At 53.7% G+C, this 16,192-nt stretch carries 15 protein-coding genes and 2 riboswitches; of the genes, 4 read left to right on the forward strand and 11 right to left on the reverse strand.

Translation table 11 applies throughout. The features are described 5' to 3' along the window. Positions 1-34 precede the first annotated feature (34 nt). The 5 genes from KNP60_RS11420 to KNP60_RS11440 all read right to left on the reverse strand — a co-directional run bounded on the left by KNP60_RS11420 (position 35) and on the right by KNP60_RS11440 (position 4,632). On the reverse strand, positions 35-940 hold the full coding sequence (locus KNP60_RS11420) for a methyl-accepting chemotaxis protein (RefSeq protein WP_214797510.1): 906 nt from the start codon (positions 938-940) through the stop codon (positions 35-37). 203 nt (positions 941-1,143) lie between these two features. Beyond that, positions 1,144-1,548: a hypothetical protein gene (locus tag KNP60_RS11425; RefSeq protein WP_214797511.1), complete on the reverse strand. Its 405-nt coding sequence runs from the start codon at positions 1,546-1,548 to the stop codon at positions 1,144-1,146. Between the two features lie 34 nt (positions 1,549-1,582). Then, positions 1,583-2,839, reverse strand: a complete 1,257-nt coding sequence (locus KNP60_RS11430; RefSeq protein ID WP_214797512.1) for a hypothetical protein — start codon at positions 2,837-2,839, stop codon at positions 1,583-1,585. A gap of 11 nt (positions 2,840-2,850) precedes the next feature. Further along, positions 2,851-4,143: a hypothetical protein gene (locus KNP60_RS11435; protein ID WP_214797513.1), complete on the reverse strand. Its 1,293-nt coding sequence runs from the start codon at positions 4,141-4,143 to the stop codon at positions 2,851-2,853. Between the two features lie 105 nt (positions 4,144-4,248). Beyond that, complete coding sequence (locus tag KNP60_RS11440) at positions 4,249-4,632, reverse strand: DUF302 domain-containing protein (protein ID WP_034777646.1); 384 nt, start codon at positions 4,630-4,632, stop codon at positions 4,249-4,251. Positions 4,633-4,803: 171 nt separating this feature from the next. Between KNP60_RS11440 and KNP60_RS11445 the strand changes: the two genes are divergently transcribed. After that, positions 4,804-5,199: a Spx/MgsR family RNA polymerase-binding regulatory protein gene (locus KNP60_RS11445; RefSeq protein WP_021067479.1), complete on the forward strand. Its 396-nt coding sequence runs from the start codon at positions 4,804-4,806 to the stop codon at positions 5,197-5,199. A gap of 27 nt (positions 5,200-5,226) precedes the next feature. Here the strand turns inward: KNP60_RS11445 and KNP60_RS11450 are convergent, their stop codons facing one another. The 5 genes from KNP60_RS11450 to KNP60_RS11470 all read right to left on the reverse strand — a co-directional run bounded on the left by KNP60_RS11450 (position 5,227) and on the right by KNP60_RS11470 (position 10,132). Beyond that, the gene (locus KNP60_RS11450) at positions 5,227-5,889 is read right to left on the reverse strand and encodes a methionine ABC transporter permease (protein WP_034777647.1); all 663 of its coding nucleotides are present in this window, start codon (positions 5,887-5,889) and stop codon (positions 5,227-5,229) included. After that, positions 5,861-6,895, reverse strand: coding sequence for a methionine ABC transporter ATP-binding protein (locus KNP60_RS11455; RefSeq protein WP_214797514.1), 1,035 nt, complete (start codon positions 6,893-6,895; stop codon positions 5,861-5,863). The genes KNP60_RS11450 and KNP60_RS11455 overlap by 29 nt, the downstream gene beginning before the upstream one ends. Before the next feature lie 9 nt (positions 6,896-6,904). Continuing rightward, the gene (locus KNP60_RS11460) at positions 6,905-7,726 is read right to left on the reverse strand and encodes a MetQ/NlpA family ABC transporter substrate-binding protein (protein ID WP_131435086.1); all 822 of its coding nucleotides are present in this window, start codon (positions 7,724-7,726) and stop codon (positions 6,905-6,907) included. Between the two features lie 72 nt (positions 7,727-7,798). Beyond that, a riboswitch (SAM riboswitch) is annotated at positions 7,799-7,903 on the reverse strand. 40 nt (positions 7,904-7,943) lie between these two features. After that, the gene (locus tag KNP60_RS11465) at positions 7,944-8,960 is read right to left on the reverse strand and encodes an iron-containing alcohol dehydrogenase family protein (protein ID WP_214792039.1); all 1,017 of its coding nucleotides are present in this window, start codon (positions 8,958-8,960) and stop codon (positions 7,944-7,946) included. After that, the gene (locus KNP60_RS11470; RefSeq protein ID WP_214797515.1) at positions 8,957-10,132 is read right to left on the reverse strand and encodes an aminotransferase class I/II-fold pyridoxal phosphate-dependent enzyme; all 1,176 of its coding nucleotides are present in this window, start codon (positions 10,130-10,132) and stop codon (positions 8,957-8,959) included. The genes KNP60_RS11465 and KNP60_RS11470 overlap by 4 nt, the downstream gene beginning before the upstream one ends. Positions 10,133-10,209: 77 nt before the next feature. Next, a riboswitch (SAM riboswitch) is annotated at positions 10,210-10,310 on the reverse strand. A gap of 175 nt (positions 10,311-10,485) precedes the next feature. On the opposite strand from KNP60_RS11470, the gene KNP60_RS11475 reads away from it, so the two are divergent. From KNP60_RS11475 to KNP60_RS11485, 3 genes are all read left to right on the forward strand, one after another. After that, on the forward strand, positions 10,486-11,586 hold the full coding sequence (locus KNP60_RS11475) for an AI-2E family transporter (protein ID WP_214797516.1): 1,101 nt from the start codon (positions 10,486-10,488) through the stop codon (positions 11,584-11,586). A 264-nt stretch (positions 11,587-11,850) separates the two neighbouring features. After that, the gene (locus tag KNP60_RS11480) at positions 11,851-13,095 is read left to right on the forward strand and encodes an MDR family MFS transporter (protein ID WP_214797517.1); all 1,245 of its coding nucleotides are present in this window, start codon (positions 11,851-11,853) and stop codon (positions 13,093-13,095) included. Between the two features lie 144 nt (positions 13,096-13,239). Then, positions 13,240-14,733 (forward strand): peptide MFS transporter, encoded by a 1,494-nt coding sequence (locus KNP60_RS11485; protein WP_214707724.1) that lies wholly within the window; start codon positions 13,240-13,242, stop codon positions 14,731-14,733. 49 nt (positions 14,734-14,782) lie between these two features. On the opposite strand, the gene KNP60_RS11490 is transcribed toward KNP60_RS11485, so the two are convergent. Continuing rightward, positions 14,783-16,078, reverse strand: coding sequence for a glutamine synthetase family protein (locus tag KNP60_RS11490; protein WP_034777655.1), 1,296 nt, complete (start codon positions 16,076-16,078; stop codon positions 14,783-14,785). Positions 16,079-16,192: the final 114 nt, after the last annotated feature.

A 16,192-nucleotide genomic window follows, 5' to 3' on the forward strand; every position in this document is an offset into this window, starting at 1 on the left:
GTCCCTTTTCAGGAGGCATGTCCGATTGGTTTTTTTAGATGGCGGAGGTGAACCGCTCGGCTGTCCCGTTCAGCGATTCGGCCGACTGTTCGATATGCTCGAACCGCTCGAGTGTCTGTTCCATGATGCGCACACTCTCTTGAATGTCTGCACTGGAGCGGGATACACCGTCGACGATCGAGACGAGCTCTTTGTTCATCCCATCCGTGTTCGAGCGAACTTCGATGACGGCGCGTTCGACGAGACGTGACAGGTTCCGCACCTCGGTCGCAACGACGTTGAAGCCGAGACCGTGCTCACCTGCCCGTGCGGCCTCGATGGCGGCGTTGAGCGACAACAGGTTCGTCTGGGCGGCAATCTCTTTGATCGTACTGGCGATTTTCGTGATCTTGCCCGCCTGCTCTTGCAAGTTTGCGAGCGTCTTCAAGTTCTGATTCGAGTCCGCATCAAGGCGTTCGATCGTCTGTTTCAACTGTTGACTCTCTTCCATGCCGCGTTGGGCCCGGGTGTCGAGGTTTTCTGCCATGTCACGAAATGAGCGCGCGTATTCTTCGATCGTCTGTTGGCGACTCGTGATGTCGGAGGCGATTTTGACGACGCCGACGACTTCGTCCTGTTCATAGATCGGCATATAGGTGGCCTCGAGCCAAATCGAATCGCCACGGGCGTCGATGCGCTCAATCTTGTCGGCCGAACTGAAACCGTCGAACAGCTTGTTCCAAAACGCTTGATAATCCGGGCTGCTGACGAAACTTGGCGTGCAGAACAAGTGATGGTGCATCCCGATCATTTCGTCACGTTTATATTTCATTGCCTTGGCGAAGAGGTCGTTCACATCGACGACGCGTCGTTGACGGTCGAATCGGATCATCGCCACGTTGGCCTCGAGGGCACGGAGCACGTCAGGGGATGAGAGGCTAGCGGTCTTTGTCAGTTCCATTCCGATTATTCCTACCTTCTTTTCTCGATTTCCTTTAGTGCTTTATTCCTGGAATGTAGCGGAATTCTAGTGTACCCTGTGTGAAAAGTCCTGAATAGCGTCGGTTTTTGAAATCGAGTCAATATCTTGAATTTGAAGTGTTTTCCAGTTGGTTCACTGCTAAGTCCATGAACAAAGGACCCGTGCCATGCACGGGTCCCCTATCATTCCTGGTCATCGAATATTGATTTGAACAGCGTGACTTGGTCGGCCGTGAGTTCACCCCGGCTGTCCTGCGGCTCGATACCGCCGATCATCCGCTCATCGAACCAGATTCCGAAGTCGAGCGAACGTTCGGGCGCATCGTCCGGCGTGAACACGAACGTCGCTTTTACATCCGGGTCACGATCGATTGGGACGGGCTGGTCTTCCCATTTGATTTCTTCGGTCGTTCGGTCAAGCTCGGCATTCGTCTCAGCGTCGGTAATGGTGCGTGTCGACCCGTAGTCCCCATCAGTATGTATCGTTTGGTACTCGATACGAGACGGATCCACGTCTTCCTCGCTACTGGCACAACCTCCAAGCAACAGTCCCGCGCAGATGACATATCCAGCTAACATGCGTTTCAACAGCGCATCCCTCCCTGATTCACGTCCAATCTGTTCATTCGAAAGCTTGCGGGTACAGTTCTTGGAACGTCTCCGCCCCGACGCTCGACAGTTTGAACACTTCCCCGGTCTTCACGTCTTTCACATAGACATCGACTTTTTTCGAACGTTGCTGGTAGCTGACCTCGAACTGTTGCCCAAGATTTCCACGCAATAGCGTCAAATACTTATAATCTTCCGTTTCACCGCTCTTCGTCGACGGGCGCGCGGTCTCGATGGCTTCGACCAATCGATCATACGCCTCGCCACTCACGCTGACGGCGTCCGGATAAGGGAGCGGGACTTCACGGTGGTACGGATACTTATGGAGGTAAGCAATCGAAACCTTCTCTAACTCGGTAGAATCACTGAGCAACGGGATCGGTTTGAACCGCATCCACAAGGTCTTCGTCACCATCTGTCCGTCCACCTCGACCGTAATATCGTAAAGCGGAATTTGTTTCGACGGTTCCATCGTTCCACCTTCGAATACCCGACGGAAGGTCAGACTGTCTGCCCCATTGAGCAGGTCGGTATCTTGAAGAATGGATGAAGAGTAGCGAGCCCCGTCCCCGCCATAGGACATGAGCAGATGAGGCAGGTTCGTCTCCGTATCCCGCCCTAGTGCGATGAACACATCAAACTGTCTGAGGTTCGGCGAAAAGTCGAAGGATGGGTTAAAGAAGCCCCATTCTCCAATCCCAATCTCGACCGTGCCGTTAAATCCGGGGGACATCCTCATGAGCGTGACCGGATACGGCTCGATGTCTTGTCCATTCTCGTAGAAGGCGTCCGGCTCATGTAGCGAGGCCCGCTCGTTCTCCGTCGCGACATGGACGGTCGGAAGGAACGAGACTTCAGTACCAACTTCGTCTTTTAAGAAAGACGGCCGTGCCTCGAGCTCGACGGCTTGGTACCCTGGTATCCCATCCATTTGATGCGACCTACAGAGCGCATAGACCGCATCCCCTTCAACATATGTCACTTCGTCGAAGGCATATCCATCATAATCTTCAGTTATAAACGGGGCCCGGGTCGCATACGCCATCCCGAGCACCGAGAACGTCTCTTCGTCTAGTTCGGCCAATCGTTCTTTGTCTTCACATTGGTTCAAAATTGTTTCGGCATTTACTTCCGGCTCTTGACTGTTTATCGTAACCCGTTCGGCTTGCCAGTGCTCCTCGATATGGCCATAGCGGACGACGTCCACGTCTTCCGAGCAGCCTGCCGTCAACCATAACAGTGACAACGCCATCAACGCTCGTTTCTTCATGTTGATTCCACTCATTTCTTCTTCAAATCAGGGAAGTAAGACAAGAACGTCTCGGCCCCTTCGCTCGTCAGTTTATATGTCTCTTCGGTTGATCGGTCGGTCACGTAGATATCCAGCTTCTTCGATCGCTGTTTATACGTCACCACGAACTCTTGGCCTTTGAGCCCGTCGACGATTGTGAGGTAACGATAGTCTCCTTGATTGCCTGTGCGCTTTGTCGGCTCAGCCGAATCGATTGCTTGAATCAGGTCGTCCATCTCGTTACCTACCGCACGCAAAATGGTCGGATACGTCAAGGTTGACTCGTGATTGAATGGTTGTTGGTGGAGATAAATCAGAGGACCGCTCACAGACGGCATATACTGCTCTTCCGGATTGTCTTTGAGCGCCTTTTGTTCAGAAATCGTTAACAGTTCAGAGGCACGATATGTAATGGTCGCGATTTCGGTCACCGCTTTCCCGTCACGGGTATAATTGAACTCATACAATGGATAGGATTTGTCGGGTAATAGTTCCGAACGAAGTGGCAGTCGTTTGACTGTCAACTCTTCATACGACTGTTCTCCTTTTACCGGGTCGATAAGTTCATCTAGCGGACTCATTGTGAAATAGAGGTCCGCGAGCATCAATAAAACATAGGGTTTCTTTTCATCGGGATGATATCCGATTGCGATTTTTACCTCATCTATGTGTGCCATCATCGGGTCGAACATAAGCACTGGGAAAGCGAGTTGTCGATCTCCAATGGTCAATTCCACCTCGCCGTGGAAGGCCGGTATGAACGTGACGATGGTATCAGGAAAAGGTTCGACAGCATTATTCGGCTCCAATAATCCATCCGTATCGAGGAATTCTGCTTGAGTAGTTTCGTCGGCAGGTTTGATGAAAGGGTTTCGTTGAATTCGCTTCCCGTTCTGTGTATCAACGAATGGGGGGAATGACTCAATGACCTCGGCTTGAAAGCGTTCCGAGAGCATATCGCGACAAAGTGCATAATGCTCATCGCCTTTGATGTACGTCACCGATTTATATGCATATTCATCTCCCGTATCGGTCATCTGATGGCGATTCGCGATGACCGTATCGTAAACCGTCAAGTCTCCCTTCAATTCAGTCGTCAATTCCCCGGTACAGGCCTGTAACGTCTCACCGACCGATTCGAGGGCTTCCGGTTGCTCTAAGGAATACTTGTTAACGGTCCAATGCGCATCGACATACGACAAGTTCACGACGTCTGGCTTTTCCCCACCGCAACTGGCCAATAAGCCCATGGATAATACGAGTGCACTGGCTAACTTTTTCAAATCATCCGCCCCTTAAAATCTATTTGTACCAATTTTACCATTATATGACTTTAAGGAGGAACAGGAAAAACCCGTCCACTCTCATGGACGGGTTCGCTCATTCAATTATACGGCTTGATCAATCGCACGCGTCAGTCGCGTCTCGACGTCGTGGGCGATCGATTGAAGCGACTCATCCTCAATCAGCTCGATCAGTTTCGTCGGCTTCGGCATCCCGACATGGGTCGCCCCGTCTTTCGTGAAGACAGCGAGCTTACAAGGCAGGAAATAGCCGCCTTCCCGATGTGCCGTGATGACTTTCTTCGCTTCTTTCGGATTACATACTTCAAGGATGCGATAGTCCCCGTCGATCGCTTGGCCTTTCTCTTCGAGCGTCTCGCTCAAATCAAAGTCCCAGAGCACTCCGAACTCTTCTTCCTTGAGCGTCGCTTTCAGCTTCTCGACGACCGCTTCGACCGTCTGGTCTGTCTTGACCGTGTAATCAAACATGTAAATCCCTCCTCGGTTATGGTCTCTTTCGTCATGTACCCGAACTGACTGACGACAAATCGTCCGATGGCGATAAAAAGTATATGTGATTTGAAACATATTTCGCGTTCGAAACGTATGAATGAGAGAAAATAGAGAAGTCCATACTTACGTAAAGGAGAAGTGGTTGCCGTGACGGTCACCGTATTCACACATACAAGCTGCAGTTCTTCCCGTAAGACGATTGATTGGTTACGCGAACAGAACATCCCATTCATCGAGAAGAAATTGACCGATCAAGGGATGTCGTTCACCGAGTTCAAAGACATGCTCCGCCTTACCGAGAACGGGACGACCGACCTGTTGTCCGTCCAAAAGAGCGTGTACAAACAAGCGGCGGACCAACTTGACGAGATGTCGCTCCGTGAGCTGTACAGCTTTGTGGCGTCGCACCCCCAAATCTTAAAGAGTCCGATCGTCGTCGACGACAATCGGATTCAAATCGGGTTCAGCGAGAAAGAGATTCGTACGTTCATCCCGCGCCATGACCGAATCGCCGAATTGAAACGATTGCTCGACAACAAATAAGAGCCCTGCCGAAGCAGAGCTCTTTTCTTATGCTTTCTTGAGTCGGGCCGCCAAGCGGTTACCGAACGATTGAATCGATTGGACGAGCAGGATCAAGACGAAGATGGTCACGTACATGACCTCCGGCTCGAACCGGAGATGCCCGTATTGGTAAGCGATATCACCGAGTCCGCCTGCCCCGACGAGTCCTGCCATCGCGGTCGCCCCGATCAAACCGATCGTCGCGATCGTCAAACCGAGCACGATCGATGAGCGGGCCTCCCGGATCAACACGTACCAGATGATTTTACGGGTCGAGATGCCCATCGCCTCATACGCCTCGACGACCCCGCGGTCGACCTCGAGTAGCGCCGACTCCATGAGCCGGGCGATATACGGGGCCGTGAACACGATGAGCGGCAACAGGACGCCTTGGACGCCAATCGTCGTACCCATGATAAAACGGGTGAACGGGAGGATAAAGAATAAGAGAATGATGAACGGGATGGAACGGACGACGTTGATGACGCTCGATAAGATGCCGTAGAAATAACGGTTGGCGAGCCGGCCGTTCGGTCGCGTCAAGACGAGAAGCGTCCCGAGCGGCAGTCCGATCAACGTCGAGATGACGAGCGCGATGCCGGTCATCGTGAGCGTCTGGATCGTCCCCGTCCAAATCAAGTCACCCCAATTTTCCCAAAACTGAAGCATGGTTCGTCACCTCCTTCACTTTCACACCGCTCGCCTCTAAGAAGCGGACGGCTTGATCGGTCTGGGCCTTATCGCCGTCCAAATGGACGAGCAGATTGCCGACGAGACCGCCTTTTAGCTTTTTTATGCCGCCCCCGATGATATTCGGGAGCAAGCCGAACCGTTTCGTCAACTGGGCGAGCACAGCCTGTTCACTCTGATGACCGATGAACGACAAGTTGACGAGCATCCCGTGCGTGCTCAACTCATCAACGACCTCTTTCGGGACATCGAGGTTCGTCTTCAAGAACTTGCGTGTCGTCGCATGCTGCGGGTCCGAGAACACGTCGAGCACGTCCCCTTCCTCGATGATCCGGCCGGCCTCGATGACCGCGACCCGGTCACAGATGCGCTCGATGACTTCCATCTCGTGCGTGATCAAAAAGATCGTCAGTCCGAGCTCGCGGTTGATGTCGAGCAAGAGGTCGAGGATCGACTCGGTCGTCTCCGGGTCGAGCGCGCTCGTCGCTTCGTCGCTGAGCAGGATATCCGGCTCGTGCGCGAGGGCCCGGGCGATGGCGACACGTTGCTTCTGTCCGCCCGAGAGTTGCTCGGGATAGTGTTTCCGATGGTCCGTCAAGCCGACGATGTCGAGGTATTTGTCGACGCGAGCACGGATCGTTGCCTTGTCGAGACCTTCAAGCCGGAGCGGGATGGCGACGTTCTCTTCGACAGTCGCCGTCTTGAGCAGGTTGTAGTGTTGGAAGATCATTCCGATTCGATGGCGGAGTTTTGAGAGCCCACGTTTGTCGAGCTTCGTGATGTCCTGTCCTTCGATCTCGACCTGGCCCGACGTCGGGCGTTCGAGCAGATTGATCATGCGGATGAGCGTGCTCTTGCCGGCCCCGCTTCGGCCGATGATACCGAAGATTTCGCCTTTCTCGATCGTGAGCGAGACGTCGTCGAGTGCGGTGACGGCACCTTTGTTCACCGTGAACGTCTTCGTGATTCCTTTAAGTGCGATCATAGGACCTCCTTAAAACGCCGGGACGATTGAGCCGTTGAACGTCTCTTCGATGAACGTCCGGACCTCGTCCGAGTGATAGTATGATTTGAGTGTCGCGACGACTTCGTCATCCTTGTTATCGGTGCGGACGACGACGTAGTTCGGATACGGGTTGTCGACCGTGTCTTCGTGGAACAAGGCGTCCTCGTTGATCGACAGGCCGGCACCCATCGCGAAGTTCGTGTTGATGGCCGCGAGTGCGACTTCCGGGAGCTGGGTCGGGAGCTGAGACGCCTCGAGCTCGATGAATTCGAGGTTGAGCGGGTTTTCAGCGATGTCGCGTTTCGTCGCCTTGTCCGTCAAGCCTTCCTTCAGCGTAATGAGGCCCGCTGTCTCATACAGACGGAGTGCGCGCAGTTCGTTCGCCGGGTCGTTCGGGACGGCGACCTTGTCGCCTTCTTTCAAGTCCTCAATGTCGGTCAACTTTTCCGAGTAAAGACCCATCGGGAACGCGACGGTCTTGAACACATCGTCGATCTTATAGCCTTTGTCGGACTTTTGCAGTTCTAGGAATGAGAGCGTCTGATAACTGTTCACGTCGAGGCTACCCTCGGCGAGCGCCGTGTTCGGCGTATTATAGTCATTGAACACTTTGATATCGAGTTCGAGGCCGTCTTCGGCCGCGAGTTCTTTCACTTTCTCGGCGATCTGTTGGTGCGGCCCGCCCGTGACGCCGATCGTGAGCGACTCCGTGCTGAGCGCCTCGCTCGCGTCCGATTGTCCGCATGCCGAGAGCGCGATGGCGGCGAGTAATGATGTTCCTGCAAGTACTGTTTTCTGTTTGATGTTCATTTGTTTTCCTCCTCCAAAATGAAAGCCCGCTACTCATTCAGAGTGGCGGGCACGACAAGTCAAAGTCGGACACGCTCATCTCCCAGACGATATCGTCTGTTGGAATTAGCACCATGATCATTACGATCTGGTTGCCGGGTTTCACAGGGCCAGTCCCTCCACCACTCTTGATAAGCAATCGGTCTATTAAGTTGTTATCATCTTACTTTTAATTCTTTTAATTGTAAATAGAAAATTGTAAATTTTCAAAAATTATTTTCAAAAAGTCTTTATCGAGTGGTTCCGGCAACTGTTGCAGTTCGGTTTCCGTCATGACGGAGTCGACCAGTACCGGGATGTCGCCCGACCCGACCCCGAGCGCCTCGAGCGTCGTCGGTGCACCGAACCGTTTCAACCAGGCCTCCAAATACGGAGCATCGGCCGAGCGACGCAACCGCTCCTGGACGATTAGGCCGAAGCCGACCTTGTCTCCATGCAAGAAAGAGTGGGTCGACTCGAAGCGGCTGAGTGCATTATGGACCGCATGGCCCACGGCGACGCGTGTCCCGGCGTCACCAAATCCTCCGACGGCACCTCCAATGGCGAGCACGTGATCGACCGCGAAGCGGACGTCGTCACTATACGACTCAAAAGCGTGCTCGCTCAATTCAAGTTCGACGAGACGCCCGCACTGCTCGGCCAAGACGAGTCCGGTGTTGACGCCGGCGTCAGCTGAGCTGTCACCACTCAAATAACGGGCCTCGTAAAACTTCGCGACCGTGTCGATGACACCGGCCCGAAAGTATTCATATGGTGAGCGCGAGATGACCCGTGAGTCAACGATGACCCGTTCGATGACGACGCGGAACATGTCGTAGCGGTCGTAGCTCCCGTCCTCCTGATAGACGACGCTGAGCGGTGTGAACGCCGCACAGTTCGAGGCGAGCGTTGGGACGACGATGAGCGGGACGTTCCGTTGATAGGCGACGAGTTTGGCCGTATCGACGAGCTTGCCGCCTCCGACGGCGATTAACACGTCGGCGTCCAACGGTTTGAGCCGTTTGACTTCCGAGTCCGTGCACTCCCCGCTGAACCTTGTTGCCGGATAGTCCGCGATGGCCGGAAAGATGGCTCGGACGACGTCATACCCGTTCTGACCGTGCAGGACGTGGGCACGTCGGCCGTCGACTAAGTCATCAAGACGGTCGAGCGCGTCATCGGCGTGGTCATATTCAAGGACGGCCTGACGAATCATGCGCGCACCTCCTCATAGGCGGCAAACAACCGCTCGATTCGTTCGACGGCCTCGTCAATCTTCGGTTCCGGTGAGACGAGACCGAAGCGGACGTATCCGTTCCCTTCCGAACCGAAGAAATAGCCCGGGGTGACGGCGACACCGGCTTCATGCAGCAGTTTCCGCGAGAACGACTTGGCATCACCCTCAGGCACTTTCGCCCAGACGAAGAACGAGCCTTCCGGCGGTTCGACGGCCCAGCCGGCCCGGTTCAACCCGTCGATCAGGCGATCACGCCGTGCCTCGTACAGTCGTGCCAAGTCATCGCGAATGGTACGGGGCGCCTCGAGCGCAGCGACAGCCGCCGCCTGGATGGCCGAGAACACGCTGACGTGGACGTGGTCCTGATACGTGTTGATCGCCTCGATGATGTCCGCGTTCCCGACGGCGAAGGCGACGCGCCAACCGGACATGTTGAACGCTTTCGACATCGTATATACCTCGATGCCGACTTCTTTCGCCCCTTCCGCCTGCAGAAAGCTAGGCGGGACATGGCCATCGAATCCGATGCTGCCGTATGCGAAATCGTGGACGACCATCAAGTCCCGCTCCCGGGCGAAACGGACGGTATCGTCAAAGAAAGCGGGTGAGGCGACGGCTCCCGTCGGATTGCTCGGGTAGTTCAAATACATGAGTCTTGCATCTTGCGTATCGAGCGTCTCATAGTCCGGCAAGAAGCCGTTCTCTTCCCGGAGGACGAGGTCACGGACGACGGCACCGGCGAGTCGTGCCCCCGAGATGTAATCAGGATAGCCGGGATTCGGTAGCAAAATCCCGTCGCCAGGTTCGAGCACACATTGCGGCAACGTGATGAGACCAGATTTTGAGCCGATGAGAATCGCTACTTCTGTCTCGGGATCAAGTTCGACTCCATACTCATTCAAATAGAACGTCGCCACTGCTTGCTTCAGGCGGGCCTGACCGCGGAACGGACCGTATTGATGGGTCGAGGCATCAAGGAGCGCCGTCTGAAGCGCGTCACAGATCGGCTCAGGCGTCGGCAAATCCGGCGTCCCTTGACCGAGTCGGATGATATCGCGACCGGCCTGTTCAAGTGCTGCGACTTCATCGGCGAGTCCGACAAAGTGTTGGGGTGGTAAAGTTTTAAGTAAGTGTGAGCGTCTGTCTGTCATGAATAGTCCTCCTATGCAAAAAACACCCCTTTCCGCGGAAAGGGGTGTCGAGATACGGACGTATTCAAACAACCACCTTTCCATCTCTCAAGGTCACCTTGCTGGAATTAGCACAGTATTGGAACAATCTGTTGCTGAAGCATCATCGGGCCAGTCCCTCCGCTTCTCTTGATAGAAAGTGTTTTTATATGCGATTTGTCTTTTTGTAATATGTCACTTAGTTAACCAAACGTTACCAATCTTGTCAATCCTTTTTCGAAAATGGGTGTGGCCTATTGAATCCCGATAAAAAAAAGGTCATAGTACAAAGTGAACACTATTCTACAAAATTTAAAAGATGAGGGGATGGACCTTTGGAATTAAATCGTCAATTGATTTGGAAGTTGAGCGTGATCGGATTGATTCTGCTCGTCCTATGGAAAGTCATCAGTGAACCGGACACGATTTCTAGTGTGTTGCACTACACGTTCCAGTTGCTGACGCCGATTATCATGGGAATTGCCATCGCGCTGCTCCTGAATACCGTCCTGTCCTATATAGAAGAACGGTTTCAATTAAAACGCTATCAAGGTTTGCTGATCCTTTACATCGTCTTCATCGGGATTCTTGTCATCTCCGCTGTGACATTGTTCCCGCGCATCTACTCGAGTGTGGCCTCACTCATCGAAGAGCTCCCGTTCTACATCCGACAGATTGACGGGTTCCTCGCCCAGTTGAACACGTACTTGAAAGAGTACAACGCGACGATTGCCCAAGCCATCGATTTCAGCCGCTTCGAGGAACGTTACTCGGGCTGGGTCGAGACCGCCGTCTTGTCGTCGGTCAGCTACGTGTCGAGCTTCACGATGACGCTCATCAATTTCTTGATTGGGATCGTCATCTCAATCTATCTGTTGAAAGACAAAGAGGTTTTTGCCCGCATGTTCAAGCGGCTGTTGTATGCGATGTTCCCGGTCGCGTCGGCTAAGACGACGATCGACATCTTTCAAGAGATGGATTACATCTTCAAACGCTATATCATCGGGAAGTCGATCGACTGCCTCATCATCGGGGTGTTGGCCGTCGCCGGTCTGTTGATCATCGGGGCACCTTACGCGCTTCTACTCGGCGTCATCGTCGGCGTCTTGAATTTTATCCCGTACGTCGGTCCGCTGCTCGGGATGATTCCGGCGTTCATCATCACCTATTTCTATGACCCGTTCACGGCGCTCATCGTCCTCTTGTTCATCTTCTTGTTGCAACAATTCGACGGACTCTGGCTCGGCCCGAAGATTCTCGGCGACAGCGTCGGCATCACCCCGTTTTGGGTCATCACGTCGATCATCATCGGGGGTAGCCTGTTCGGTCTCGTCGGGATGTTCATCAGTGTCCCGGTCACGGCGATGATTCAAGTCGTGTTCTCTCGGTTGATCGACTACCGGCTCAGCCGAAAGAATTTGAACGAATTATTATGACACATTGACGATTTATGTTGACACATTTCACGGAAATATCATAATCTTGAAGAGAAGACAGTCCAATGCAGAAAGGAGAGGTACCGATGTCAGTCATTCAACGCTCGCACGTCCAAGTTCATATTGACCGGCAGGCGCCTCTCCGTGATTTGAATCCGTGATGTCGCCTGCCTTCCGAGGCATGCCTAAGATCGTAGGGACGCGTATGCCTTTGTGCATGCTGCGTCCCTTTTCTTATTCTATCAACTAAAGCAGGTGACCTTAATGATTCAATCACTCAAACAGCTCGACCGTAACATTTGGATCCGCTTCCTCGGAGAGACGATCACCGGTGTCATGATGTTCATGATCGCACCGTTCCTCGTCCTCTACTATAGCGACAAGCTCGACAGTTATATCCAGGTCGGGGTCATCATGGCGACCGGACCAATCATGGCGCTCATCGGATCGGTCGTCGGTGGACGGCTCGCAGACCTGTATGGCCGCAAACCAATCATGATGGCTGCCATTCTTGGCGACGCCCTCGCCCTAGTCGGTTTCGCCTTCGCCGAAACGTTTTGGCCGCTCCTTTTCTTGAACGCCATGCTCGGTTTGACGAACTCATTGTTCCACCCGGCCGCAAGCGCGATGGTAGCCGATGTGACCGAGCCCGAACAGATGAATGAGGCGTTCGGTCTGTTGCGGATGGGGCACAATATCGGGGCTGCATTCGGCCCGCTCCTCGGGAGTGCCGTCCTCTTTATCGACCGGCAGTATATCTTCTACTCGGCCGCTCTCGTCTTCGTCTTGTACGCACTCGTCCTCGGTCGCTTCATCCGGGAGTCACTCCCAGAGACGACCGATGTCGACACGCCATCGAACCGGGATGTCCTGCGCGTGTTCTACAATGACAAGGTGTTCCTCGTGTTCATCTTTGCCGGTGTCTTCATCTCGATGGGCTTCTCGCTCATCGAGAGCATGCTGCCCCTCTTCTTGAGAGAGTCGATGCCATCGTACACCGATCGTGAGAACCCTTTCGCCTATATGCTCGCCTTGAACGGCATCATGGTCGTGTTGTTCCAGTTTCCGATCGCTTCGAAACTCGGCCGCAAGTCGTTCGGCAACGTCATGCTCGCCGGGGCGACCATCTTCGGGGTCGGCATGATTCTGATCGCCGTCATGCCGCGTCTCCTCTATTCACTCGGGACACCGTACCTCGTTCTCGTCAGCGTCTTGCTCGCGGTGTACGCCTTCTATACGCTCGGCGAGATGATCATGTCCCCGGTCCAACAGACGTTCATCGCCTTGATCGCTCCGGAGAATATGCGCGGTGCCTACAACGGGGCCGCCAGCATCCAATGGTTGATCGGCGGGGTGACCGCACCGATCATGGCAAGCTTGTTCTTCGACCAACGCGCCGGACATATCGCGTTGATCCTCGTCGGGGCGGCCAGCTGCGTGTCGGGATTCATCTATTGGCAACTTGGACGCCGCGTCAGCGCAGCCGAAGCGAAACAAAAGACAGCTTGACTTATAAAACCACACTGAACCTAGTCGTTTAGTGTGGTTTTTGATTTCGTTCGAACATCATTAAATTTTGAATTTTTCATTCGTTTATTCTTTACAAACATAATGATTCTTTTTTATGATGATACGGTTAAGGAGGGATCTTTCATGGAAAGGATCGATAAACAGAAAATTGTGGACAGCGTGCCACAAAAAGGTTTTTTCGGACAGCCTAAAGGCTTGTTCACGCTATTCTTCACTGAGTTTTGGGAACGGTTCTCGTATTACGGGATGCGCGCCATCCTCGTGTTCTACATGTACTACGAGGTATCTGAGGGCGGTCTCGGTCTCGACCAGAATGTCGCCTTGTCGATCATGTCGGTATACGGCGCACTCGTCTACATGTCGGGGGTCATTGGGGGATGGCTCGCCGACCGTGTCTTCGGGACGTCTCGGGCCGTCTTCTTCGGCGGCGTGTTCATCATGCTCGGTCATATCGTCTTGTCGATTCCAGGCAGCCTGACGTTCTTGTTCATCTCGATGGCACTGATTGTCATCGGTACGGGCTTGTTGAAACCGAACGTTTCAAGCATCGTCGGTGACCTGTATCACGAGACGGACCGTCGTCGTGACGCCGGGTTCAGCATCTTCTATATGGGGATCAACCTCGGTGCCTTCATTTCACCTTTGATTGTCGGTGGGGTCCAAAAGAGCTACGGCTTCCATTGGGGCTTCGCACTCGCCGCGGTCGGGATGTTCATCGGTCTTGTCGTCTTCCTCGTCACGAAGAAAGGCAACCTCGGTCTTGCCGGTTCATATGTGCCGAACCCGTTGACGCCGTCTGAGAAGAGAAACGCGATCAAGTATACGACGATCGCGGTCGTCCTCATCGGTGGCCTGTTGGCCGTGCTCATCCCGCAAGGTTTGTTCACGATCAACACGTTCATCGGCCTCGTCGGTGTGTTCGGGATCGCCATTCCGACGATTTACTTCATTATCATGTATCGCAGTCCGAAAACGACGGAAGTCGAACGGTCACGGATCATCGCCTACATCCCGCTCTTCATCGCCTCGGTCATGTTCTGGGCGATTCAAGAGCAAGGGGCGACGATTTTGGCCAGCTATGCCGATAAGCGGACCGATCTTGAATTTTTAGGAATCACGCTCTCACCGGCCTGGTTCCAGTCGCTCAACCCGCTGTTCATTATCATGCTCGCACCGGTGTTCGCATGGCTTTGGGTCCGACTCGGTGACCGTGAGCCGAGCATCCCGACGAAATTCGCGTTCGGGATCTTGTTCGCAGGGTTAAGTTTCTTGGTGATCTTGCTCCCGGCCTATTTCGGAGGCCCGGACACGCTCGTCAACCCGCTCTGGCTCGTCCTTAGCTACTTCATCGTCGTGCTCGGTGAGCTCAGCCTGTCGCCGGTCGGTCTGTCGGCGACGACGAAACTCGCCCCGGCCGCTTTCTCGGCCCAGACGATGTCGCTCTGGTTCTTGTCGAACGCTGCGGCGCAAGGGATCAACGCTCAGCTCGTCCGTTTCTATTCACCGGAGAACGAGATGCTCTACTTCGGGATTATCGGTGGCGCGGCCATCGTCCTCAGTCTGATCCTGTTCGCACTCGCCCCGGTCATCAAAAAGTATATGCGCGGCATTCATTAAGCGTAAAAGCCCATTCCTCGGCCGAGGAATGGGCTTTTGTATGCTTTGCTTATTTACGGACTTGGATGAGCGACAAGTAGCGGTCGATCAAGTCATGGTTGAAGTAATCGTGGAACCGGTCCGACTTGAGCGATTGAATCGACTCATGGAAGGTCGCCGGGAGTGACGAGATGCCTTGACTCTCGATTTGTTTGGCCGAGTACTCAAACAAGTCGTCCTCGTTCGGTGATGACGGCTCAAGCTGTTGCTCGATCCCTTCGAGTCCAGCGTAAATCAGGGCCGCGAGGGCGAGATATGGGTTGGCGCTCGGGTCTGGGTTACGGACTTCGACGCGTGTCGCACTGCCGCGTGACGCCGGGATTCGAATCATCGAACTGCGGTTCGACGGGCTCCAACAGATGTTGACCGGTGCCTCGAAGCCTGGAACGAGACGTTCATATGATTCTGGGAGCGGGTTCGTGAAGATGGCCGTCGCACGGGCATGCTTCAAGATGCCTTCGATGAAATGACGAGCTGTGACCGACAGGCCGTAATCCGACTCCGGCTCTTCGAACGCGTTGACCGTCGGATTGCCGTCCTTGTCGTTCTTCCAGACCGAGATGTTGAGGTGCATCCCCGAACCGTTCACGTCGCGGAGCGGTTTCGGCAAGAACGACACTTTCGCGTTTTTCTCTTGGGCTGCCAACGTGACGATTTCTTTGAAGAACTGGATGTTGTCGGCCGTATGCAACGCGTCATCGTACTTGATGCCGATCTCGTGCTGGGCCGGTGCCACTTCATGGTGGACCGCTTCGATGTTGAAGCCGACATCGCTCAACCGGTTGGCGATATGTTGACGTACCTCATAGCCTTTGTCTTCCGAACGTGTCGAGAAGTATCCGGCCTCGTCATAGAACTCTCCGTTTTCGTCGAAGATGAAGAATTCCGGCTCGGCACCGACGAAGATCGAGTATCCGTCACGAGCAGCGCGCTCGAGGGCATCCTTCAAGACGTTACGCGGGTCGAACTCATACCGTTCCCCGTCTGGTGTGCAGACGTCACAGAAGAACGCGAGGATGCTCTCGTCCCCGTCCTGTTCGTAGCGTGGACGATCTAAATCCGGTCTCAAGAATAGGTCTGAGTTTTTGATGGAAGAAAAACCAGCGATGGATGAACCGTCAAACATCGTCTTCCCTTCAAAAACTTCCGGCAACAATTTTGCAGAGAGAGTCAATAGCTTCAAGTCTCCAAGCACGTCGGAGAAGTACATGTGGATCTGAGTGATCCCTTTCTCCTGAACCGTTTTTTCAATCTCTTCTTGCTTCTTCCTGTTGCCATCCTTGTCAGTTCCGAATAGATTAGCCATGATTCTAAAAAACCTCACTTAAGTTATTTGACAGATCAACACTGTCATGACGCACCTTGCGTACGCTTCTCCTTAAGTCATAACCCACTTTAAAAAATGTTAAACCCCTAATTT

The organism is Exiguobacterium sp. s5 (genome assembly GCF_018618075.1).
In the GTDB taxonomy this organism is placed as follows: Bacteria; Bacillota; Bacilli; order Exiguobacteriales; family Exiguobacteriaceae; genus Exiguobacterium; species Exiguobacterium mexicanum_A.

Excerpts from the sequence above, each read along its gene's own strand:
- KNP60_RS11480 (WP_214797517.1), top strand. The coding sequence starts at position 11,851 with ATGATTCAATCACTCAAACAGCTCGACCGTAACATTTGGATCCGCTTC.
- KNP60_RS11420 (WP_214797510.1), bottom strand. The coding sequence starts at position 940 with ATGGAACTGACAAAGACCGCTAGCCTCTCATCCCCTGACGTGCTCCGT.
- KNP60_RS11450 (WP_034777647.1), bottom strand. The coding sequence starts at position 5,889 with ATGCTTCAGTTTTGGGAAAATTGGGGTGACTTGATTTGGACGGGGACG.
- KNP60_RS11455 (WP_214797514.1), bottom strand. The coding sequence starts at position 6,895 with ATGATCGCACTTAAAGGAATCACGAAGACGTTCACGGTGAACAAAGGT.
- KNP60_RS11430 (WP_214797512.1), bottom strand. The coding sequence starts at position 2,839 with ATGAAGAAACGAGCGTTGATGGCGTTGTCACTGTTATGGTTGACGGCA.
- KNP60_RS11465 (WP_214792039.1), bottom strand. The coding sequence starts at position 8,960 with ATGATTCGTCAGGCCGTCCTTGAATATGACCACGCCGATGACGCGCTC.
- KNP60_RS11485 (WP_214707724.1), top strand. The coding sequence starts at position 13,240 with ATGGAAAGGATCGATAAACAGAAAATTGTGGACAGCGTGCCACAAAAA.
- KNP60_RS11460 (WP_131435086.1), bottom strand. The coding sequence starts at position 7,726 with ATGAACATCAAACAGAAAACAGTACTTGCAGGAACATCATTACTCGCC.
- KNP60_RS11470 (WP_214797515.1), bottom strand. The coding sequence starts at position 10,132 with ATGACAGACAGACGCTCACACTTACTTAAAACTTTACCACCCCAACAC.
- KNP60_RS11490 (WP_034777655.1), bottom strand. The coding sequence starts at position 16,078 with ATGGCTAATCTATTCGGAACTGACAAGGATGGCAACAGGAAGAAGCAA.
- KNP60_RS11440 (WP_034777646.1), bottom strand. The coding sequence starts at position 4,632 with ATGTTTGATTACACGGTCAAGACAGACCAGACGGTCGAAGCGGTCGTC.